At 71.9% G+C, this 21,298-nt stretch carries 20 protein-coding genes and 1 riboswitch; of the genes, 10 read left to right on the top strand and 10 right to left on the bottom strand.

Annotated features, from left to right (window positions below; genetic code table 11):
• Positions 1-15 precede the first annotated feature (15 nt).
• On the bottom strand, positions 16-243 hold the full coding sequence (locus tag ABH920_RS11245) for a hypothetical protein (RefSeq protein WP_370348846.1): 228 nt from the start codon (positions 241-243) through the stop codon (positions 16-18).
• Positions 244-442: 199 nt separating this feature from the next.
• On the opposite strand from ABH920_RS11245, the gene ABH920_RS11240 reads away from it, so the two are divergent.
• From ABH920_RS11240 to ABH920_RS11225, 4 genes are all read left to right on the top strand, one after another.
• Positions 443-982 (top strand): PaaI family thioesterase, encoded by a 540-nt coding sequence (locus ABH920_RS11240; RefSeq protein WP_370349032.1) that lies wholly within the window; start codon positions 443-445, stop codon positions 980-982.
• Positions 982-1,440, top strand: coding sequence for a dUTP diphosphatase (gene dut, locus ABH920_RS11235; RefSeq protein ID WP_370348845.1), 459 nt, complete (start codon positions 982-984; stop codon positions 1,438-1,440). Before ABH920_RS11240 ends, dut begins: the two co-directional genes overlap by 1 nt.
• 210 nt (positions 1,441-1,650) lie before the next feature.
• On the top strand, positions 1,651-2,418 hold the full coding sequence (locus tag ABH920_RS11230) for a DUF3710 domain-containing protein (protein WP_370348844.1): 768 nt from the start codon (positions 1,651-1,653) through the stop codon (positions 2,416-2,418).
• A gap of 95 nt (positions 2,419-2,513) precedes the next feature.
• A complete protein-coding gene (locus ABH920_RS11225) occupies positions 2,514-3,383 on the top strand; it encodes a DUF3159 domain-containing protein (protein ID WP_370348843.1) in 870 nt (289 codons plus the stop codon).
• A gap of 36 nt (positions 3,384-3,419) precedes the next feature.
• Here ABH920_RS11225 and ABH920_RS11220 read toward each other — a convergent pair whose 3' ends face one another.
• The 3 genes from ABH920_RS11220 to ABH920_RS11210 form a co-directional block, all read right to left on the bottom strand.
• A complete protein-coding gene (locus tag ABH920_RS11220) occupies positions 3,420-3,977 on the bottom strand; it encodes a TetR/AcrR family transcriptional regulator (protein WP_370348842.1) in 558 nt (185 codons plus the stop codon).
• A gap of 84 nt (positions 3,978-4,061) precedes the next feature.
• Positions 4,062-4,736 carry a TrkA family potassium uptake protein gene (locus ABH920_RS11215; RefSeq protein ID WP_370348841.1) on the bottom strand — a complete coding sequence of 225 codons (675 nt, stop codon included), beginning with the start codon at positions 4,734-4,736 and terminating at the stop codon, positions 4,062-4,064.
• Positions 4,736-5,395 (bottom strand): TrkA family potassium uptake protein, encoded by a 660-nt coding sequence (locus ABH920_RS11210; protein WP_370348840.1) that lies wholly within the window; start codon positions 5,393-5,395, stop codon positions 4,736-4,738. Before ABH920_RS11210 ends, ABH920_RS11215 begins: the two co-directional genes overlap by 1 nt.
• 250 nt (positions 5,396-5,645) lie before the next feature.
• On the opposite strand from ABH920_RS11210, the gene ABH920_RS11205 reads away from it, so the two are divergent.
• Together ABH920_RS11205 and glyA are read left to right on the top strand one after the other, a co-directional pair.
• Positions 5,646-6,932: a class I SAM-dependent RNA methyltransferase gene (locus tag ABH920_RS11205; RefSeq protein ID WP_370349031.1), complete on the top strand. Its 1,287-nt coding sequence runs from the start codon at positions 5,646-5,648 to the stop codon at positions 6,930-6,932.
• 2 nt (positions 6,933-6,934) lie between these two features.
• A riboswitch (ZMP/ZTP riboswitch) is annotated at positions 6,935-7,064 on the top strand.
• A gap of 28 nt (positions 7,065-7,092) precedes the next feature.
• The gene (glyA, locus tag ABH920_RS11200; RefSeq protein ID WP_370348839.1) at positions 7,093-8,361 is read left to right on the top strand and encodes a serine hydroxymethyltransferase; all 1,269 of its coding nucleotides are present in this window, start codon (positions 7,093-7,095) and stop codon (positions 8,359-8,361) included.
• Between the two features lie 45 nt (positions 8,362-8,406).
• On the opposite strand, the gene ABH920_RS11195 is transcribed toward glyA, so the two are convergent.
• From ABH920_RS11195 to ABH920_RS11185, 3 genes are read right to left on the bottom strand one after another with little or no spacing between them, the layout of a single operon-like run.
• Positions 8,407-9,387, bottom strand: a complete 981-nt coding sequence (locus ABH920_RS11195) for a pirin family protein (protein ID WP_370348838.1) — start codon at positions 9,385-9,387, stop codon at positions 8,407-8,409.
• On the bottom strand, positions 9,384-9,707 hold the full coding sequence (locus tag ABH920_RS11190; protein ID WP_370348837.1) for a GNAT family N-acetyltransferase: 324 nt from the start codon (positions 9,705-9,707) through the stop codon (positions 9,384-9,386). Before ABH920_RS11190 ends, ABH920_RS11195 begins: the two co-directional genes overlap by 4 nt.
• 46 nt (positions 9,708-9,753) lie before the next feature.
• A complete protein-coding gene (locus tag ABH920_RS11185) occupies positions 9,754-11,424 on the bottom strand; it encodes a DNA polymerase IV (protein WP_370348836.1) in 1,671 nt (556 codons plus the stop codon).
• Positions 11,425-11,790: 366 nt separating this feature from the next.
• Between ABH920_RS11185 and ABH920_RS11180 the strand changes: the two genes are divergently transcribed.
• Together ABH920_RS11180 and ABH920_RS11175 are read left to right on the top strand one after the other, a co-directional pair.
• A complete protein-coding gene (locus tag ABH920_RS11180; RefSeq protein ID WP_370348835.1) occupies positions 11,791-12,618 on the top strand; it encodes a methyltransferase in 828 nt (275 codons plus the stop codon).
• A gap of 323 nt (positions 12,619-12,941) precedes the next feature.
• Positions 12,942-13,358, top strand: coding sequence for a DUF3040 domain-containing protein (locus ABH920_RS11175; protein WP_194911869.1), 417 nt, complete (start codon positions 12,942-12,944; stop codon positions 13,356-13,358).
• A gap of 558 nt (positions 13,359-13,916) precedes the next feature.
• Here the strand turns inward: ABH920_RS11175 and ABH920_RS11170 are convergent.
• The 3 genes from ABH920_RS11170 to ABH920_RS11160 are packed head-to-tail and all read right to left on the bottom strand — an operon-like array spanning position 13,917 to position 19,047.
• A complete protein-coding gene (locus ABH920_RS11170; protein ID WP_370348834.1) occupies positions 13,917-16,619 on the bottom strand; it encodes a transglutaminaseTgpA domain-containing protein in 2,703 nt (900 codons plus the stop codon).
• A 43-nt stretch (positions 16,620-16,662) separates the two neighbouring features.
• Positions 16,663-18,012: a DUF58 domain-containing protein gene (locus ABH920_RS11165; RefSeq protein ID WP_370348833.1), complete on the bottom strand. Its 1,350-nt coding sequence runs from the start codon at positions 18,010-18,012 to the stop codon at positions 16,663-16,665.
• 15 nt (positions 18,013-18,027) lie between these two features.
• Positions 18,028-19,047, bottom strand: a complete 1,020-nt coding sequence (locus tag ABH920_RS11160) for an AAA family ATPase (RefSeq protein ID WP_370349030.1) — start codon at positions 19,045-19,047, stop codon at positions 18,028-18,030.
• 585 nt (positions 19,048-19,632) lie between these two features.
• Between ABH920_RS11160 and mraZ the strand changes: the two genes are divergently transcribed.
• Positions 19,633-20,079 (top strand): division/cell wall cluster transcriptional repressor MraZ, encoded by a 447-nt coding sequence (gene mraZ / locus ABH920_RS11155; protein ID WP_370348832.1) that lies wholly within the window; start codon positions 19,633-19,635, stop codon positions 20,077-20,079.
• A 267-nt stretch (positions 20,080-20,346) separates the two neighbouring features.
• Positions 20,347-21,297, top strand: coding sequence for a 16S rRNA (cytosine(1402)-N(4))-methyltransferase RsmH (rsmH, locus tag ABH920_RS11150; protein WP_370348831.1), 951 nt, complete (start codon positions 20,347-20,349; stop codon positions 21,295-21,297).
• Position 21,298: the final 1 nt, after the last annotated feature.

Genomic DNA, 21,298 nt, shown 5'->3' with positions numbered 1-21,298 from the left:
CTTCTGAGGAGACCGTCACCGGTCCTGGACCGCCCCCTCCCTTCCGGCACCGGCCGCGTCCCATCCGGGGATCTCGGTGATGGTGCCGGGCTCGACGTCCCACTCCCGGCCGCCGCCGGGCGGGCGGAGCCAGGCCCGGGCGCGGGTGTAGGCCATCAGTCGGCCGATCCGGCCGGTAGCGTCGCGGACGAGGGCGCCGATCTCCGGGAGGTCGTCCGTTTCAGGGCTCTTCATGGACTTCATACCCAGGAAGGTAGGACGCGGCCGCGACCTGGATATCAGCCACGGTGATACGAGACGGATACGGAGGGTGTCCGTGGGGGGTGTCGATCGATTTCCGTCTGGATGTGAGCGTGGCCACGCCGATCGGACGGGCCGGGGTCGTGCCGGTAGATTCCTCATCGTGAGACCTGCCTCCACGACTCCGCCGGCCGACGCCGTGATGCCGGAAAAGCACCCGAACGCCCCCGCACCGGGCACCAAGCTCGGCTCGCACTACTCGCGCTGCTTCGGCTGCGGTGACGACGCGCTGGGCGGCCTGCGGGTGTCCTCGACGGTCGGTGAGGGACTGAGCGTCACCACCGAGTTCACCGTCACCGACAACCACCAGGGCGCGCCCGGCCTGGCCCACGGCGGCCTGCTCGCCCTCGCCTTCGACGAGGCGCTGGGCGCCGTGAACTGGCTGATCGGCGCGATCGCCGTCACCGGCCGCCTGGAGACCGACTACCTGCTGCCGGTGCCGGTCGGCACCACGCTGCACATCACCGCGCAGTGCGACGGCATCTCCGGTCGCAAGATCTACACCTCGGCCGTCGGCCGCCTGGACGGGCCCGAGGGCGAGGTCGCGGTCCGGGCGACCGCGATCTTCATCCAGGTCGAGGTCGACCACTTCCTGAACAACGGCCGCCTGGAGGACGTGCAGGAGGCCATGCACGACCCCGAGCAGCTGCGGGCGGCGCGCGCCTTCGAGGTCAACCCGTAGTGCCCGGGGTCGACGTCCTCATCCGGCGGCTCGACGACGCCCTGCCGCTGCCCTCGTACGCCCATCCGGGGGATGCCGGGGCCGATCTGCTGACCACCGTGGATGCCACCCTGGCCCCCGGCGAGCGGGCCGTGCTGCCCACCGGCGTGGCCATCGCGCTGCCCGACGGCTACGCCGCCTTCGTGCACCCGCGCTCGGGCCTGGCGGCGCGCTGCGGGGTCGCGCTGGTCAACGCCCCGGGCACGGTGGACGCCGGATACCGCGGCGAGATCAAGATCATCCTGGTGAACCTGGACCCGGTGCACCCGGTGACGCTCAAGCGGGGCGACCGGGTGGCGCAGCTTGTAGTACAAAGGGTCGAGAGGGCGGTCTTCCACGAGGTCGCCGAACTCCCGGGCTCGCACCGCGGTGACGGCGGTTTCGGTTCGACGGGCACGGCTGCGGGAACACCTGCCTAGGCCCCGCACGTTTCCCGGAGAGAGGCCGAGTGACGGTACTCTCACCGAGGTCTCGCGTGACGACCGTGTACCAACCGGCTCTTGGCTGAGCCGGGCTAGAACCGTGTCCGTCGGCGTGGCCTTGCCGGCCCTGGCGGCCGGGGCGGGTGGCGCCCCGTGGAGTAGAGCGTTGCGTCCGTAAGGACGCAGAGATAGAGAGAGTGGGAAGCCGTGGTTTTCCGACGCGGACAGAAGGGCGACGCGGACCGCCGCGACAAAGTGAGCGAGGCGGACGCCTACGGCGACCTGAGCGAGATCAAGGACGAGGAGCGCAAGATCAGCCTCGCCGATGTCTCGCGGGCTGCGGGCCCCTGGGACTTCAACGAGGTCGAGGACCCCAAGGCCGGCCGTGTCGACCTCGGCGCGCTCCTGGTGCCGGCCGTGGAGGGCATGGAACTGCGGCTGGAGATGGCCGACGCCGAGCAGGTGATCGCGGCCACGGTCGTGGCCCGGCAGTCGGCGGTGCAGCTGCAGGCGTTCGCCGCGCCGCGCAGCGAGGGCATCTGGGCCGAGGTCCGCGCGGAGATCGCTCTGGAGATCTCCAAGCAGGGCGGCACCGTCGACGAGCGCGAGGGACCCTTCGGCATCGAGCTGCGGGCCCAGGTGCCGGTGCAGGCGCCGGACGGCAGCCGCGGCATCCAGCTGGTCCGCTTCATCGGCGTGGACGGCCCGCGGTGGTTCCTGCGCGGCGTGGTGTCCGGGCAGGGCGCGGTGCAGCCCAAGGAGGCGCTGGACATAGAGCACGTGTTCCGCGACACCGTGGTCAGCCGCGGCAACTCCCCGATGGCCCCGCGCGACCCGATCCCGCTGCGGATGCCCGCCGAGGCGCAGCAGGCCATGCAGCAGCAGGCCGCGCCGGAGGACGCCGAGGGCAACCAGTACGAGCAGGGCGACCTGAACCCGTTCATGCGCGGGCCGGAGATTACCGAGCGGCGGTAGGCAGAGCTCACCGGGCGGCGGTAATCCGCTCCCCGGGGTGATTGGTGGGCCGAGCAGTCCTGTTTGGTACAGCTCGGCCCGCTACAGTTCGCAGTATGTCCTTGGAGAGCGGCCAGCGTGCCGAACCGATGAGCCGGCCCCGGCACGCGGCGCCGGGCACCGAGGCCGGCGGCGACCGGGCTGCCTTCGACGAGGTCGGATCCTCGATCCTGGACGGCGCCGCCGAGGCGCTGACCGGCGACGGGATCCCCGGCCAGGCCGAGCGCGACGCGCAGGCCAAGCAGGCCGAGACCAAGGCCTATGAGGACGCCGTCAAGAAGGCGTTCGGCGGCAAGATGGGGATGGCCGACGCCGGACTCCCGGCGATCTGCTTCCTGATCGTCTACACCGCGACCAACAACCTCAACCCGGCCGTCATCGGCTCGGTGGCCGTGGCGCTGGTGATGTTCGTCATCCGGCTGCTGCGCAAGGAGACCCTGCAGCACGCGCTGTCCGGCCTGTTCGGCGTCATCGTGTGCGCGGCGTTCGCGAAGTTCTCCGGCCACGCGCAGAACTACTACCTGCCGGGCATCCTGATCAACCTCGGCTCGTTCCTGCTCTTCTCGATCACCGCGCTGGTGCGCTGGCCGATCGCGGGCCTGATGATCGGCCCGATCACCGGCGAGATGACCACCTGGCGCCAGGTGCCCGGGCGCCTGAAGGCGTTCACCAAGGCCACGTGGCTGCTGGCCGGGCTGTTCGCGGTGAAGCTCGCGGTGCAGGTGCCGCTGTACCTGACGCACCACACGACGGCGCTCGGCGTGGCCCGGCTCGCGCTGGGCTACCCGCCGTACCTCGCGTGCCTGTATGTCGCGTGGCAGTGGATCAAGAACGCGCCGCCGCCGGTGATGCCGGTGACGGACGAGGACGAGTCCGACGGCGCGGCGGCTGCGGAGACCGCGGGAGCGGCCGCGGCCGAGCAATAGCTCGCCAACGCTTAAGCGGAACTCACAAGGGAGCCCCTACGCAGGGGCTCCCTTTGCGCGCATGCCCTCCACGACGAGCGCGGCGATCTGGGTCCCGACGGCGTCGGAGTCGACCTGCGGCCGCTCCGGGTCGCGGGCCAGCCGCAGCCCGGCCGACAGCGCACCGAACAGGGCGTGGCGCAGGACGTCGGAGGCCACGTCGGCGCGGAGTTCGCCGGCCGCCTGCCCGTCCTCGATCAGCTCGTCGATGCGGGCGACCAGATCGTCGACGTCCTCGGTGTGCGGAGTCCGCAACACGATCGGGTAGTCGGCGCCGATCCTGGCCAGTTCCCGAATCAGCCGCGCCAGGGTCGCGGCCGCGCCGTCGCCGGCGGCCTGCGCGTGGCCGAGGGCCGCGGCGAACTCCTTGGCCGCCTCGTGGCCGATCGCCTCGATCAGTGCCACCTTGGTCGGGTAGCAGCCGTAGACGGTCGGACGGGCCACCTGGGCCTCGTCGGCGACCTGCTGCATGCTCGCCGTCGGATCGTCGGCCAGGACGCGGGCCGCGGCCAGGAGGATCCGGCGCTGGGGAGCTCCCAAATGCTGTGGTTCCATCTCATTTGCCACCGTACAGATGCAAAGGTCCGCAGGAGCGAACTCCTGCGGACCTTTACGTGTACATCGCTATAGCGTTTCCGCTCAGGACGCGGACCCCGTAGCGGGGGAGAGCAGCTCTTCGAGCTCTTCCTCGCGGTCCACGTGCGCCACGAACAGCAGCTCGTCCAGCGCCGCCAGCGGCTCCTCGGCCGTCGGGATCAGCACCCGGCCGCCGCGGATGATGGTCACCAGCGCGGTGTCCTCGGGCCAGTCGACCTCGCCGACCGTGACGCCGACCAGCGCGGTGTCCTTCGGCAGGGTCAGCTCGACCAGGTTCGCGTCGCCCTGGCTGAAGCGGAGCAGGCGCACCAGGTCGCCGACCGAGACCGCCTCCTCGACCAGCGCCGAGAGCAGGCGCGGGGTGGAGACGGCGACGTCCACGCCCCACTTCTCGTCGAACATCCACTCGTTCTTGGGGTGGTTGATGCGGGCCACCACGCGCGGCACCCCGTACTCGGTCTTGGCCAGCAGCGACACGACCAGGTTGGCCTTGTCGTCGCCGGTGGCCGCGACCACCACGTTGCAGCGCTGCAGGGCCGCCTCGTCCAGCGAGGAGATCTCGCAGGCGTCGGCCAGCAGCCACTCGGCCGTCGGCAGGCCCTCCACCGCGATCCGCGACGGGTCGCGGTCGATCAGCAGGACCTCGTGGCCGTTCTCCAGCAGCTCCTTGGCGATGGAGTTGCCGACGTTGCCGGCTCCGGCGATTGCGACACGCATCAGGCGCCCGGTCCCTTCGCGAAAGCTTCCTCGACCCGGGCGACGTCCGCCGGGTGCACCATGACCTGCACCAGGTCGCCGTCCTGCAGGACGGTGTCGGAGGCGGGCAGCACGGCCTCGCCGAGCCGGGTCAGGAACGCCACCCGCTGGCCGGTGGAGTCCTCCAGCTTGGCCACCCGGTGGCCCATCCACGCCGGCGAGGTGTGCACCTCGACCAGCGCCACCTGGCCGCTGGGGTCGCGCCAGATCTCAGTGGAGCCGGTGGGCAGCAGCCGGCGCAGCATCTGGTCGGCGGTCCAGCGCACGGTGGCCACCGTGGGGATGCCCAGACGCTGGTATATCTCCGCGCGGCGCGGGTCGTAGATGCGCGCGCAGACGTTCTCCACACCGAAGTTCTCGCGGGCCACCCGCGCGGCGATGATGTTCGAGTTGTCGCCGCTGGACACCGCCGCGAAAGCGCCGGCGTCCCCTATCCCCGCCTCGGCGAGGGTGTCGCGGTCGAATCCGGCCCCGGTCACCCGGCGGCCGGCGAAGTGCGGGCTGAGCCTGCGGAAGGCCCCGGGGTCCTGATCGATGACCGCGACCGTGTGGCCGAGATCCTCCAGGCTGTGCGCCAGGGTGGAGCCCACCCGGCCACACCCCATGATGACGACGTGCACGTTCGACCCTCTCGGGAGACTTCGGACGACGGACTTTCGATGTTCGTAACTCGACGGTACTACGGGGCGTGAGCCCCTGTTTCCGGGCCCGGCGGTGAGCGGAGGCGACTACCCCTAGGCTGGCGATGTGAAACGACCTACTGACCGCCGCTCCGCCGCTCCCGCCGCCCCCGAACGCCGTTCCGGAGGCTCCGGCGGCGCCCGCCGCGCCACCGCGGAGCGCGGCCCCGGCGACGCGGTCGGCAGCCGGATCGAGGTCGAGGTCGGCCCGCCCGGACACGGCGGCTTCTGCGTGGCGCGGCACGAGGGGCGCGCGGTGTTCGTGCGGCACGCGTTGCCCGGGGAGCGGGTGGTCGCGGAGGTGACCGAGGGGGACTCCAAGGACTCGTTCTGGCGCGCCGATGCGGTGGAGGTCCTGGAGGCCTCCGAGGACCGCGTGGAGGCGCCGTGCGAATACGCGGGGCCGGGGATGTGCGGCGGCTGCGACTGGCAGCACGCGAGCTACGAGGCGCAGCTGCGGATCAAGGGCGAGATCGTCGCCGAACAGTTGCGGCGGCTGGCGAAGCTGGAGCGCGAGGTCGTCGTCGAGGAGGTCGCCTCGCCGTTCGGCTGGCGGACCCGGGTGCAGTTCGCGGTCGATCCCGAGGGGAACCTGGGATTCCGCAAGCACCGTTCCCATGAGGTGGTCCCTGTAGAGGAGTGCGCTATTGCGTCCTCCGGCGTGGACGAGGTCGGCGCTCTGCAGAGGAATTGGCCGGGCCTGGAGACGGTCGAGGTGATCGCCGCGACCGGCTCCGCCGACCGGGCTCTGGTGGTCACGCCGAAGCGCGGCGAGCAGATGCCTTATGTGGATGCTGACGTAAAGGTGTCGGTTCTGCGGGGCGTCTCCAGGAACACGCACATCTCCGGTGTGCAGCGCATCCATGGACGTCCTTATGTGCGCGAGGTCGCCGAAGGCCGCACCTGGCGGGTCAGCGGAAGCGGCTTCTGGCAGGTGCACCCGGCCGCTCCGGACGTCCTGACCGAAGCGGTTCTGGACTTCCTCAAGCCGCGCGCGGGCGAGTCCGCGTTGGACCTCTACTGCGGTGTCGGATTGTTCGCGGTGCCGTTGGCGGAGGCGGTCGGCGAGGACGGCAGCGTGCTGGCCGTGGAGCTGGACCGGCAGGCGGTCAAGGACGCCGCGCACAATCTCGGGTTCGTGGAGGACCAAGAGGAGAGCACGGAGTTCCCGTGGGTGGACCTCGTGGAAGGCTCTGTGGACGAGGTCCTCGCCGACGACAGCTATGCGCCGGACGCGGCCGACCTCGTGGTCCTGGACCCGCCGCGGGCCGGCGCCGGACGCGAGGTCTGCGCCCGCATCGTGGCTCTGGCGCCGCGCGCCGTGGCCTACGTGGCCTGTGACCCGGCTGCCCTGGCTCGCGATGTTGCTTACTTTGCGGACGCCGGCTACGAGCTGACCGGTTTGCGGGCGTTCGACCTGTTTCCCATGACCCGGCATGTGGAATGCGTGGCGCTCTTGGAACCCGCGCAGCGATAGCATCTACCCATCGCGACTGGCGCAGAACGCACGCTTTTCTCCGGGGATGTCTCCGGGGCGGAGTGTGTGGAGGTGGAAGCGACCACCGGGAAGCGATCGATGTAGCGGGCACCGCGCGCCTGGGTGTCCTTCCGGACGATGACGCCCGAGGAGGCATCACATGCACTCGCCCGCCATTCCCGAGCTTGCCCAGGAAGACCCGCAGATCGCCGGTCTGATCGAGGACGAAGCCCGCCGCCAGTACGAGAAGATCCGCATGATCGCGTCGGAGAACTACGTCTCCGCCGCGGTCCTGGAGGCTTCCGGCACTGTCCTGACCAACAAGTACTCCGAGGGCTACGCCGGCCGCCGCTATTACGAGGGCCAGCAGTTCATCGACCCGATCGAGACCATCGCGATCGACCGGGCCAAGGAGCTGTTCGGCGCGGCCCACGCCAACGTGCAGCCGTACTCCGGCTCGCCGGCGAACCTCGCGGTGTACCTGGCGTTCCTCAAGCCCGGCGACACCTTCATGGGGGCCGGCCTGGCCGCCGGCGGCCACCTCACGCACGGCTCGCCGGTGTCGGTGACTGGCAAGTGGTTCAACCCGGTGGCCTACGGGGTCTCCCGCGAGACCGGCATCGTGGACATGAACGAGGTCCGCGACCTGGCTCTGAAGGAGCGCCCGAAGCTGATCTTCTGCGGCGGCACGGCGATCCCGCGCACCATCGACTTCCCGGCCTTCGCCGAGATCGCCAAGGAGATCGGCGCGATCCTGGTCTCCGACATCGCGCACATCGCCGGCCTGGTCGCCGGCGGCGCGCACCCCTCGCCGGTGGGCTACGCGGACGTCATCACCACGACCACGCACAAGACCCTGCGCGGTCCGCGCGGCGCGATGATCCTGACCACCGAGGAGTACGCGACGCCGATCGACAAGGCCGTGTTCCCCGGCCTGCAGGGCGGCCCGCACAACCACACCACGGCCGGCATCGCGGTGGCCCTCAAGGAGGCCGCGCAGCCGGAGTTCAAGACCTACGCGGCGACCGTCGTGGCCAACGCCAAGGCGCTGGCCGCCGGGCTCACCGAGCGCGGCTGGGACCTGGTGTCCGGCGGCACGGACAACCACCTGATCCTGGCCGACCTGACGCCCAAGGGCGTCACCGGCAAGGTGGCCGCCAAGGCGCTGGACGCGGCCGGGATCGAGCTGAACTACAACTCGGTGCCGTTCGACCCGCGCAAGCCGTTCGACCCCTCGGGCATCCGGCTCGGCGCCGCCGCGATCACCACGCGCGGGCTGAAGCCGGAGCAGATGGGGCAGGTCGCGCAGTGGATGGACGAGACCGTGCAGGCCGCGGCCAAGGGCGACACCGACGCGTACCCGCGGATCGCCGGGCAGGTGCGGGAGCTGATGGCGCAGTACCCGATGCCGGGTTGGGCAGCGGTCTGATGTCGGACTAAGGGGCGCCCACAGCTGTGGGCGCCCCTTAGAGTTTCAGCGGGATGGGCGACTGCGCGGCTTGAGGCGGATGCCCGGCAGAGGCGGCGCGGGGATGCGCTCCTCGACTGCGTGCCCTGCGATGTCCGGGAAGCGCTCCAGGTTGCGCTTCTCCCAGTCATTGCGGGCTTCCTCGATGTCTTCATGAGTGCGCCCCACGAAGTTCCACCACATGACGATGTCCTCGCGGAACGGCTCGCCGCCCAGCAGGATCAGGTGTGCGCCGGCGCGGCTGGTGAGCGTCAGCTCGCTGCGTCCGGTGCCGAGGTAGAGGAGGGGCCCGGGAGGGACGTCGGTCTCGGCCACCGTGAGGTCCCCGTCGATGACCATCACCGCGTGCTCGTGGTAGTGGGTCAGCGGGATCGTCGCCGACGCGCCGGGGTTGACGGTGATGTCGGCGCCGACGATCGGGGAGTAGGTGGTCGCCGGGGAGGTGACGTCGTCCAGCGTCCCGAGGAAGACCAGCGCGCGCAGGCCGGGGAGTTCGTAGACCGGGAGGTCCCGGTGCTGCTCGAAGTGCGGGGCGGTGTCGCGGTGCGCTCGCGGCAGTGCGGTCCAGAGTTGCAGGCCGTGTCCGACCTGCCCCGCTTCGATGCCGAGCTCTGCTTCTACTGAAATCTCCGAGTGCGCGATGCCGCGGCCGGCGGTCATGATGTTCAGCTGGCGCGGCCGCACCACGACGTCGGAGCCGACGCTGTCGCGGTGCCGCACGTCGCCCTGGAACGGCCAGGTGACGGTCTGCAGGCCGATGTGCGGGTGCGGGTTGACGTTCATCGCCGAGGCCTGCGGCCCGAAGTGGTCCAGGAAGCACCAGGCGCCGACGGTGGGCAGCACGCGCTGCGGCAGGGCACGCATCACGTGCACGCCCCGGACGCCGCCGAGCGGGACGTCGCGGGCTTCGTGGAACTCGACGACCGGGCCCGGGTCGTCCTTGGCCGGGCAGTCCTGCTCGGCGGGGTTCGCTTCCAGGTCGCTCACGGCGCGGGCCACTCCACGTGCTCTTCGTACCCGGGGTGCTTGCGCAGGTAGGCGGCGATGAAGGGGCACACCGGGATGATCTTCTCCCCGCGCGCCACGGTCGCGTCCAGCGCCTGCCGCGCCAGCACCGACCCCAGGCCCTTGCCCTCGAACTTCGGCTCGATCTCGGTGTGCACGAAGACCGTTCCGCCGGCGCGGCGCCGGTAGGCGGCGAAGCCCGCTAGTTCGTCGCCGTACCAGATCTCGAAGCGGTCTTCGAGTTCGTTGTCGACTACCTCGGGCTGTACCGCCTCGCCAACCAGTGTGGGCTCTTCAGTCATGCTGCCGATGCTAACGCCGGGGGTGGGGGTGTGCCTCGCGAGCGGATCAGGCCGGGGCGGCATCGGGATCGGGGTCGGGGTCTGTGTCGGGATCGGCGTCGCCGTCGGTGAGCACCGCCAAGGCCTCGCGGGCGACGGCGGCCGCGTCGACGAGGTGCAGCGCCGGATCGTCGGCCCACACGGTCTTGATACGGCCCGGCTCGGACCACGGGCTCTCGAAGCGGACGGTCACCCGGCCCAGACCGCTGCCCTGGACCCAGCCGCTGCCGAACTCGTCGTGCGCGACGTCCTGGCCGGGCAGGAAGCGGCGCTCGCTGACGGCGGTCTCGACGGCGCCGCGCGTCCCGGGCGGCAGCGGGCCGAACTGGCGCGGCGAGCGTTCGCCCTCGACGGTGTCGACCGGGGTCATGACGTCGGCCGGGTCGGGTCCGGGTTCGGGTTCGGGTTCGGGATCTGGTTCGGGCTTGGTTTCGGCTTCGGGCTGGGTTTCGGACTTGGTTTCGGGTGCGGGTTCGATGATCGTGCCCCGCGGCATGTCGAAGTCGCCGTCGTCGGCCGCCGGCCCCGGCTCCGCCGCCTGGTCCCAGAAGTCCAGCGCGGTCTCCAACTCGTCGTCGGCGGCGAACAGGTCGAGCTGGGCCCACTCGGCCAGGCCGGACAGGCCCACGCCGAGCAGCCGGACGCCCGGGACGGTCTGGGTGGCGGCGGCCACCGCGCCGGGGAGCATGCGGTGCGTGGCGGCGCGGATGGTGGCCGGGTCGTCAGTCGGGTTGGGCGTGGTCTCGCTGCGGGACACGGTCGTGAAGTCGTGGCCCCGCACCTTGATCGTGATGGTCCGCCCCGAGCGGCCGGCCTTGCGGATCCGGCTGCCCAGGCGGGTCACCAGGTCGTCCATGTGCGCGGTGATGGTCGCGGGGTCGAGCAGGTCCTCGGCGTAGGTGTCCTCGACGCTCACCGATTTCATCTCGCGGTCGGTGCTGATGTCGCGGTCGTCCTGACCTCGGGCGATCGCGTAGAGGGTGCTGCCGTAGGAGGCGCCCACGACGGCGGTCAGTTCGTTGCGGCTCAGGGTGCGCAGCTCGGCGACCGTGGTGGCGCCGATCTTCCGGAGCCGGTCCGCGGTGGCCGGGCCGACGCCCCACAGGGCGCGGACCGGCAGCGGGTCGAGCCAGGTCTGCTCGGTCCCGGGTTCGATGACGACCAGACCGTCCGGCTTCTCGGCGTCCGAGGCGATCTTGGCGATGAGTTTGCTGGTCCCGGCACCGACCGAGGCCGTCAGGCCGGTCTCGGTCTTGATGCGGTCCCGCAGTTCTGCTGCTATCTGCCGTGCTCTCAGTGTCGCAGAATGCGTGCTTTCGCTGTCAAGTGGTTCGAATAAGTGTGATATGTCGATGAACGCCTCGTCCAGGCTCAGCGGCTCCACCAGCGGCGACAGCTCGTGCATCAGGGCCATGACCCGCTCGCTGTACGCCTGATAGGCGCCGAACCGGGGGATCAGGTACGCGGCGTTCGGCGCGCGGCGGCGGGCGATGCCGGTGGCCAGCGCCGAGTGCACGCCGAAGGCCCGCGCCTCGTATGACGCGGTCGACACCACGCCCCGGTTCCCGATCCCGCCGACCACCACCGGCTTGCCGCGCAGGCTCGGCTTGTGCAGCTGCTCGACCGACGCGTAGAACGCGTCCAGGTCGACGTGGAAGATCGAGGGCAGCCGGCGCACGCCTCCATCGTGCACCGGGCCACTGACATCTGCTGGCAGTGACAGGGTGGACAGAAGTGACAGGTGGGACGGGGCACGGGTCCGGCCGGGCTGCGGCGCGGGGCGGGCCGCCGCGGGTCCGCTCGGGTGACCCGGAGCCCCCGACCGGCCACGACGCCCCGCGAGACGCCCCGGACCGGTACCCACTCGGTCCACTACGCTGGCACTGAGGCCTCAGCAGGCTTCGCCGCGACATTCGCCGCGACACCAGAAAGCTCGACCGTGACACCCGACCGGTTTCACCCGGACACCGGACCAGGCGTCACCGACACAGCAACCGTCCGAGGCCCCGCCGAGCCCGAGCCGACCCGCAGGAGTGCACCCCTCATGGCCGACAGCGCCGCCAGCGCGACCGCCACGCCCGCCGCCCAGGGACCCGAAGGCGCCGCCGCGGGACCGGGCGGATCCGCCGGCCCGGCCGCGGCCCGCCGCGCCCAGGCCCGCACCGCCGTGCTGTGGCAGGCCGTGCGCATCGTCCTCGACGACTCCGCGCCCCGTGACGTGCTCGACGTCGGCGGCGGCACCGGCGGCTTCGCCGTGCCGATCGCCGAGCTCGGGCACCGGGTCACCGTCGTCGACCCCAGCCCCGACGCGCTGGCCGCGCTGGAGCGCCGCGCCGCCGAGTCCGGTGTGCCCAAGGACGCGCTGCGCGCCGTCCAGGGCGACCTGGCCGGGCTGCTGGAGCACGTCGAGCCGGCGAGCGTGGACCTGGTCCTGTGCCACGGCGTCCTGGAGATGGCCGACGACCCGGCGGCGGGCCTGGCGACGGTCGCCGACGTGCTGCGTCCCGGCGGCGTGGTGAGCGTGCTGGCTGCCAACCGCGCCGCCGCGGTGGTGGCCCGCGCGCTCGGCGGCCACTTCGCCGAGGCCCGGCGCGCGCTGGCCGACCCGACCGGCCGCTTCGGCCCCCAGGACCCGCTGGCCGCCCGCTTCGACGAGGCCCAGCTGACCCGGCTGCTGGACGACGCGGGGCTGGCGGTGCAGTCGGTGCACGGCGTGCGGGTGTTCACGGACCTGGTGCCCGGGGCGCTGGTGGACGCCGACCCGCAGGCCGCGTCCGACCTCGCGGCGCTGGAGGCGGCGGTCGCCGACCGTCCGGAGTTCCGCGCGGTGGCGGGGCGGCTGCACGTGCTGGCGCGCAAGAGCGCGACCTAGCCGGCAGGGTTCGGTCTCGCCAGCCTTCCCAGCTTCCCCAGCCGACACATAAGATCACTTCTTAATACGTGCTTACAACTCATCTCCCGGCTCCCCGCAGCGAACCTTTTCCGGCCCGGGAACGTTCTTGTAGGGGGTGGATCCGACACCGCCCCCGACACCGAGATCACCCCATGCGTAGCGCAGCGCATACCAGGGCATCGTTCCGGTGAAGGGGTCACGGGATCTGTCTCTGATGGGAGCTTTCGTAGACCCCAGGGTCTGCTTATTCTTAAGACAGTCACCGCCGATGGGTGGCTGTGGATGCTGGGAGGATAGGCCAAGTGCCGCTGTCTGATCATGAGCAGCGCCTGCTGGAGCAGATGGAGCGCGCGCTGCACGCGGAGGACCCCAAGTTCGCCTCCGCGCTGCAGGGAGCAGATCTGCGCGCGCTGTTCCGGCGCCGCGCCCTGCTGGCCGTGATCGGGTTCGTGCTCGGCATCGGCGCACTGGTGGCCGGCGTCGTGATCTCCCAGATCCCGCTCAGCGTGGCCGGCTTCGTGGTGATGCTGGGCTGCGCCTGGCTCGCCTACGCGAGCTGGCGCCGGATCCCCGCCCCCGGCGAGATCGTCCCGGTCGCCCGCCGCAAGGTCCGCGCCGCCGCCCGCAAGCCCGGCCGCTCACCCGGCCAGCCCCGCCAACCGACCATGCGCCGCTTCGAGGAGCGCTGGCAGCGGCGGCGGGATGAGGGCAACCTCTGAGAGAGCAACTTGAGAGCTTTGAGAACGTGACGGCCGGGTCCTGGTGGGGCCCGGCTTTGTTATGGCCGGAACACCCGCCGGCCGGACGCTCGCCGCGCCGCCGCCGACCAGGTCAACCAGCATGCTCGCCGACCGCGCCGCACGCCTCGCCGCCGGCCGAGCCTGCCTGCCGCAGCGCCGACGCCTCAGCCAATTGCGCTGCTCGCAACATGCCTGCCGTGCGTGCAGCCAGCATGCACGCCGCCTGCTTTGCTGCCAGCTGCAACGCTGGTGCCTCAGCTAATTGCGCTGCTCACCACGCGCCCGCCGAGCGTGCCTGCCGAACCGCCGCACACCTGGCCGCCAGCATGCCGCTGAATCCGCCGCACGCCTCGCGCCGATCAAGCCGGCCAGAACCAGCGGCAGTGCCTCACCCGATTGCGCTGCTCACCGCATGCCTGCAGAGCGAGCCGCCAGCATGTTCGCCGGCCGCGCTGCCCATGCCCCGTCGACCAGCCCCCGGCGCAAAAACCGGCGCGGCCGATCCTGAGATCAACCGCGCCGGCCTCGTCATCCCCGCTACTGCCGAGCCTTCTCCTTCTCCTTCGCCGCCCCCGAAGGCCGCCGCCCTCGCGCCCGCAGGCGCGTGCCGGCGCCCTGCACGCGCTCGTACACGCGGCCGGTGAGATCCTCGCGGCGTTCGCGGAGTGCGGCGAGTGCCGAGGGGGGCATCACCGTTGCGCGGAGGCGGGTGCGGCGGGAGACCGGTTCGGCCAGGCCGGCGCGGATCTCCTTCACGTCGTCCATCAGGTCCGGCATCGGGGCGGCGCCGGTGTTCGTCGGGCGGCGGAGGGTGCGGGCGTAGTTGGCGCGTTCGGCCAGGCCGGTGACGCGGCCCATCGCGTCCTGGGCCGGGCGGGAGAGGTGCGCCTGTTTGATGATGCGTTCGGCGCTGCGGCGGGGGGTCTCCGAGGTGGGCCAGCTGTAGCCCAGGTCGGTGGCGCTGTCGCGGACCTCGTCCCAGGCCGCGAGGATGCGGCGGCGTTCCGTGTCCTCCTCGGGGCGGCGGTTCGAGGGGGTGTCCGCGGACTCCCATTCGAGGCCGTCCTCGTCCTCGGCGCCGGATTTGCTGCGGCGGCCGGCTCGGCGGCCGAGGCCGGCGGCCAGCTTGCCGCGGGCCCGGCGGCGGGCGATGCGCAGGAGCATCGGTACCGAGGCGAGCAGCAGCAGGGCCAGCAGGATGAAGCGCACTGCGATGGCGTAGCCGGAGCCGCCGAACAGCCAGTACTCCAGGAAGCGCGGGACGGCGCCGAACCAGCCCAGCCAGCTGAACTTCGGCTTCGGGCCGGCGGCCGCGGTGCCGGTGTCGGTGTTGTCGTTGCAGCCGTTGAACTTGCGGATGTTCACCGGGCAGTTGCTGGCCGAGGAGGCGCCGGCGCCCGACGGCGCTGAGGTGCTCGGGCTCTGCGACGGCCCCGTGGTGGTGCTGCCGGAGATGTTGGTGCTGTAGTTCGGGACCACGCCGTGGCCGCCGCTCCCCGCCGCGGTGGTCGTGATGCCGACCGTCGGCTCGAAGCGGAGCCAGCCGATGCCGTGGAAGAACAGCTCCGGCCACGCGTGGTAGTCGTGCATCTTGACTTCGTAGCTCCCGTTGGGCATGAGCTGCCCCGGGGTGAAGCCCACCGCGACTCGTGCCGGGATGCCCAGGGAGCGCGCCATCGCGGCCATGGTCTCGGCGTAGAACTGGCAGTAGCCCTTGTTGTGCTGCAGCAGGTACTCCATCGCCCCGACGCCGTCCTCGGCCGGGACGGCGAGCGAGTAGGCGAAGCGGGTGCCCTTCTGGAAGAAGTCCTGGATCGCCTGCGCCTGCGCGACCGGGTTCGTGATGCCCTTGGTGATGGTCGCGGCCTGGGCCGCCACGTCCGCCGGGATGCCGGTCTTGTTCAGGTCCATCGCCAGGTTGTAGGCCGCCGCGTCGCCCGGGGTGACCCCGGTGACCCTGGCCAGGTCGGCGGGGGGGAAGGAGGTCGTGTCGTACACCGTCGCGCTGTACGGCATGCCCTTGTAGACCGAGGCCGTGCCCAGGATCGCCAGGGAGTCGCGGTCGACCGAGAACCCCTGCGGGGCGTTCACCGTCTGGGCCGGGTAGGGCACCGGCAGCGAGCTGATGTCGGTCTTGTCGATCTTGGTCGTCTGGTCGGAGACGTACTTGACGTCCACCTGCACCGTCTTCGGCGGCGTGATGTCGCTCGCGAGCCCGGGGACCACCGACGAGACGACCATGTCCGCGCCGATCGGCGTCAGCTGTTTGTTCGGGTCGGGCTTCCAGGCCACGGGGGCCTTGGCGTCGAACAGGTCGAGCGTCTGCAGCCGCAGGTACTCCGGCTTGCTCGCCGTGTAGTCGAGGACCGGGTCGTCGGAGGTCGCGCCCAGATTGCCCTTGAGGTCCAGCACCTGGCTGAACGAGCCGTTGCCCTTCTTGTGGCCGGTGCCGTTCCCGTTGCCGTCGTCCGGCCCGATCCCGAACAGACCGCCGGAGATCGTCGGCAGCAGCACCGGCGCGAGCACCGCGACGATCAGCGCGTACATCGTGATCTGGTGCCCGGTGGCGGCGATCGGACCGGTGTCCACGCGGGCCTTGGGCGCCGCGACCGGCTTGCCGTCCACGCCGGCCCGCTGCCGGCCGGCGTGCACCAGCGGACGGCCCCAGCGGCCCAGGCGGTCGCGGCCCTCGGCGGACAGCAGCGCGGTGTAGCCGCCCGCGGCCAGCGCGAACGCCAGCCAGTCGTAGCCGCCGCCGCTGCGGGTGGCCGGGACCAGGTAGAGCGCCAGCAGCGGCAGGCCGGCCAGCGGCGCGGCCGCGTAGGTCGCGGCCAGCGCGTCCACCAGCACGGCCAGCGCGCTCAGCGACAGCACCAGGATCGCGGCGATGCCGGGCGTGGCCTGGCCGCCGATGACGGTGTCGCGGATGTCGTGGGCGCCGGTGGAGTACAGGTCGCCGAGCCGGCGGAACACCGCCCAGGTCGGCAGGACGCCGCCGAACGCCTGGTCGTGGGCCAGCAGCACCATGTCGTACCAGAACACGACGACGGTCTGGGCCAGCACCACCAGCGGCCGCGGCCGGATCAGCCGGCGGAACAGCTCGCCGGCGGCGGTCGACACGATGACCGCCAGCACGATCGGCCAGACCCACGAGCCGGGCGCCAGCAGCCGCAGCAGCCCCGTGGACGTGAGCAGCAGCGCGACGGCCGCGGCTATGCCTATGCGCAGTCTGCCTGTCATCGTCCCGTACCCCCGTCACACGCACCAGAACTCGTACCGACGTTCACCGCGCAGCCCCCAGTTCCGTCCCGGCCATCCCGGAGAGCCCAGCGCCGCGGCGCGCCGCCTGCTCCCACAGCTCGGGCAGCCGGTCGCCCGGCTCCACCCCCACCACGCGCCAGCCCCCGACCCGCAGCACCTGCGCCGAGCCCGCGAACCGGGTCTGCGCCTGGGCCATCGGCCGGCCGCCGAGCCAGGACGCGGTGTCCATCGCGAACGCCACGCCCGAGGTCGTGGAGTGCCGCACCCGGGCCAGCTCCGAGGCGTCGTCCCCGGACAGGTCGCCGAGCACGGCGATGACCAGGCTGTCCCCGCCGCCCTGGCGCAGCATCGCGTTCGCGCCGGACAGCGTCGCGGCGTTGCTCATCTCCACCACGGCCAGCGCGTCCAGCAGCATGCCCTCGAAGTCCAGGCCGACGGCCGCCGAGGAGTCGTGCGCCGCGGCGGTCACCGCCTGCCCGGTCTCGGTGAGCAGCCGCACCGCGTAGCCGTGCCGCGCCATGTGGATGGCGATCGACGCGGCCGCGGACACCGCCCACTCGAAGGACGAGGCCGGGCCGTCGCCGCGGTGCGCGATCGCCCGGGTGTCCAGCAGGATCGTCGCGCGGCTCTGCCACACCTGCTCCTCGCGGCGCACCATCAGCTCGCCGGTGCGGGCGGTGGAGCGCCAGTGCACGCGGCGCAGGTCGTCGCCGTGCCGGTACTCGCGGGTGCCGATGTCGTCCTCGCCGGCCGCGGCCACGGAGGTCGCGTGCCCCTCGCCGCGGCCGCTCCAGGCCTGTCCGACCGGCGCGTTCGGCAGCGCGAAGACCTGGGGCGTCACCGTCAGCGCGTGCTGGGCCGAGAACGAGCGCGACAGCTCCACCAGCCCGAACGGGTCGGCCAGGCGCAGCGCCAGCGGGCCCAGCAGGTAGCGGCCGCGCACGTCGGAGCGCACCCGGTAGACCACCCGGCGCCGGCCGTTGGGCTCCACCTTGTTCAGCACGAAGCGCGGCCGCGAGCCGAGCACGTACGGCACCCGGTCCTCGACCAGCAGCGTGCCCGAGGGCAGCCGGGAGACGTTCTCCAGCCGCAGGTGCACGCGCGCCTCCTGGCCGACCCCGACGCGGGCCGGCTCCAGCGCGCGCCGGCACGAGACCCGGTAGCGGGTCCGCGCCAGCACCATGATCGCGATCAGCGGCAGCATCGCCAGCATCGCGCCGACCCGCAGCAGCACCTTGTAGTCGAAGAGCATGCCGCAGGCCATCGCGGCCAGCCCGGCGGCCAGGAACGACCGCCCCCGGGTGGTGAGCCCGGCCAGCCGCCCGCCGCGGCCGTCGGTGTTCTCCGTGTTCTGATTCTGTTGGGCGGACATCTTTGCCCTTCCCTCCTAGCGGCGGGCGTGGTGCGTGCCGCCGAGCGACGGCACCGGCACCGCCGACACCAGGCCGGCCACCACCTGCTCGGTGGTGCGGCGGCTGATCTGGGTCTCGGCGGTGGGCAGCAGGCGGTGCGCCAGGACCGAGACCGCCAGGTGCTGGATGTCGTCGGGGAGCACGAAGTCGCGGCCCTCCATGGCCGCGGCCGCGCGGGCCGCCCGGACCAGGTGCAGCGTGGCCCGGGGCGAGGCGCCCAGGCGCAGTTCGGGGGAGGTGCGCGAGGCGTTGACCAGGTCCACGGCGTAGCGCCGGACCTCGTCGGAGACGTGGATGTGCCGCGCGGTGTCGATCAGCCGGCCCACCTCGTGCGCGTCGGTCACCGGGCGCAGCTCGTCCAGCGGCGAGACCTGGCCGTGGGTGTCCAGCATCCGCAGTTCGGCGGCCGGCGCCGGGTAGCCGACGGAGATGCGGGCCATGAACCGGTCGCGCTGGGCCTCGGGCAGCGGGTAGGTGCCCTCCATCTCGATCGGGTTCTGGGTGGCCACCACCATGAACGGCGTCTCCAGGTGGAACGTGGTGCCGTCCACCGTCACCTGCCGCTCCTCCATGGACTCCAGCAGCGCCGACTGGGTCTTGGGGGAGGCGCGGTTGATCTCGTCCCCCAGCACGAAGTTGGCGAAGATGGCGCCGGGCTTGAACTCGAACTCCTTGCGCTGCTGGTCGAAGATCGACACCCCGGTGATGTCCGAGGGCAGCAGGTCCGGGGTGAACTGGATGCGCCGCACGGTGCAGTCGATGGACTTGGCCAGCGCCTTGGCGAGCATGGTCTTGCCGACCCCGGGCACGTCCTCCAGCAGCAGGTGGCCCTCGGCGAGCAGCACTGTGACGGCCAGCTTCACCACCTCGGGCTTGCCCTCGATGACCGTCTCCACCGCGGCGCGGATCCGGGCGGTGGCGGCGGACAGGTGCTCCAGGTCCGCACCGCCGACCGGGCCCTGCGGGCGCACCGCGGGAGTCGCGACGGCGTCCAGACCGCCGCCCCCGGTGTATCCCAGCTCGCTGTTGCCGACCGTCACAGGATCCTCCCACCAACACTGTCCGATCGACCGCACGGTGTTCGCACGGCCGCCCCGCCCGACGTCACGGACCCGCCGGAGCTCGCGCTCCGGGCCCCGGGCCGCCAGGCCCCCGCCACGCGTCTCCTGCACGCGCGGGGCGTTCACTCTTCCCGCTGATCGCACGCCGCGCCAGCGAAAACATGTACTCCTCAGATCTTCGCTCACAGCGGGGCGCCTAGGGCAATAGATCCGGCCAAAACTTTGACGCACTGGTCTGGACCACCCCCGTCACGCTCCCGTTGATGTCAAGACGTGCGGTGGACCCCCGGCGTTGCACGCCTCGTTCGGGGCAATCCCCGCTTCCGCGTCCAGGGCCGCCGTGACCTGCCCGGATCCGGTGATCCGGGGTTGCCCGGGAAGTTTGGTGGAGTACAGTGGGGGGAAGTGGAGCGGGACCGGGTCCGGATTGGGACTACCGCGCAATGCGCAGATTTTTTACGGACCCGGCTGTTCCGATCGATACCGCCCTGGACGTCGACTGGCCGGGAGGAGGCGCGAGTGTTCCTCGGGACCTACACGCCCTCCCTCGACGACAAGGGCCGGCTGATCCTGCCGGCGCGCTTCCGCGAGGAGCTCGCCGCCGGCCTGGTGGTCACCAAGGGGCAGGAGCGCTGCCTGGCGGTGTGGACCGCCGAGGGCTTCGCCGAGCTGACGGCGCAGATGCGCAGCGCCTCGCGGCCCGGCGCGGCCGACGCGGCGATAGGCCGCTCCTCCCGCGACTACCACCGGGTGTTCTTCGCCAGCGCCTACGACTGCCAGCCGGACTCGCAGGGGCGGATCGTGATCCCGCCGCCGCTGCGCGCGTACGCCGGGCTGAAGCGCGAGTGCGTGGTGATCGGCGCCGACACCCGGCTGGAGATCTGGGACGCCGAGGCGTGGGCCGACTATCTGGACGGCGCCGAGTCCGCGTTCGCCGCGTCCGGATCGGAGGCGGCTGCCGACTAGCCGGAGCGACCGGTGGACCAGGCCTGGCGGAGCTCCGGCGGCCGGACCACCCGAACCATCCGAACCGTTCACGCACGCCGCGTGCCCTGTGGCCTCCTCCCGCTCGACCGGCCCGCCCGGCTGGCACACCTTCCCCGGTGCCAGCCTGGCGGCACCCGGCCTTGACGGGCGGGGACCAGAAGGCGCGCGGCGTGCGCCACTCCTGAGGTCCGCTCGATACCGTGGGGCCCCGGACCAGATGAGACTTCGAAGGCGGAACCACCACCGATGACTAGCGCGACGCACATCCCGGTCATGCTCGAACGCTGCGTCGAGATCCTCGGCCCGGCCCTCGGGCGGCCCGGTGCGGTCGTGCTCGACGCCACCCTGGGACTCGGCGGCCACAGCGAGGCGTTCCTCCAGCGCTTCCCGGAGGCGCGGCTGATCGGCCTGGACCGCGACCCGCAGGCGCTGGACGCCGCGGGCAAGCGCCTGGCGCCGTTCGGCGACCGCGCGACCCTCGTGCACGCGGTGTACGACGAGATCCCGGAGGTGCTGGACCGCCTCGGCGTCCCGGCGCTGTCCGGGACGCTGTTCGACCTCGGAGTCTCCTCGCTGCAGCTGGACATGCGCGAACGCGGGTTCGCGTACAGCTACGACGCCCCGCTGGACATGCGCATGGACTCCTCGCGCGGCATCACGGCGGCGGAGATCGTGAACACGTATCCGGCCCCTGACATCGCCCGCATCCTGCGCGACTACGGCGAGGAGCGCTTCGCCCGCCGCATCGCCGACAACATCGTGGCCGAACGGGAGCGGGAACCGTTCACCACCACCGCGCGTCTGTCCGAACTGGTACGGGACTCCATCCCGGCGGCCACCCGGCGCACCGGCGGCCACCCGGCCAAGCGCACGTTCCAGGCCCTGCGCATCGCGGTGAACGACGAACTGCCGGTTCTGGAGCGGGCCCTGCCGGCCGCGATCAGGGCCACCGGCCTGGCCGGGCGCATCGCGGTGCTGTCGTACCACTCGCTGGAGGACCGCTTGGTCAAGCGGGCGTTCGCGGCGGTGTCGGAGTCCACGGCCCCGCCCGGCCTGCCGGTGGTGCCGGAGCAGTACCAGCCGAAGTTCCGGCTGCTGACGCGCGGCGCGGAGCTGCCGACCGAGGCCGAGGTCGCGGAGAACCCGCGGGCGGCGTCGGCGAAGCTGCGGGGCGCCGAGCGCGTGAGGGAGGGGTAGC

The organism is Catenulispora sp. EB89, assembly GCF_041261445.1.
Classification (GTDB): Bacteria; Actinomycetota; Actinomycetes; order Streptomycetales; family Catenulisporaceae; genus Catenulispora.
This window is presented reverse-complemented; position numbering and strand designations above follow the sequence as displayed.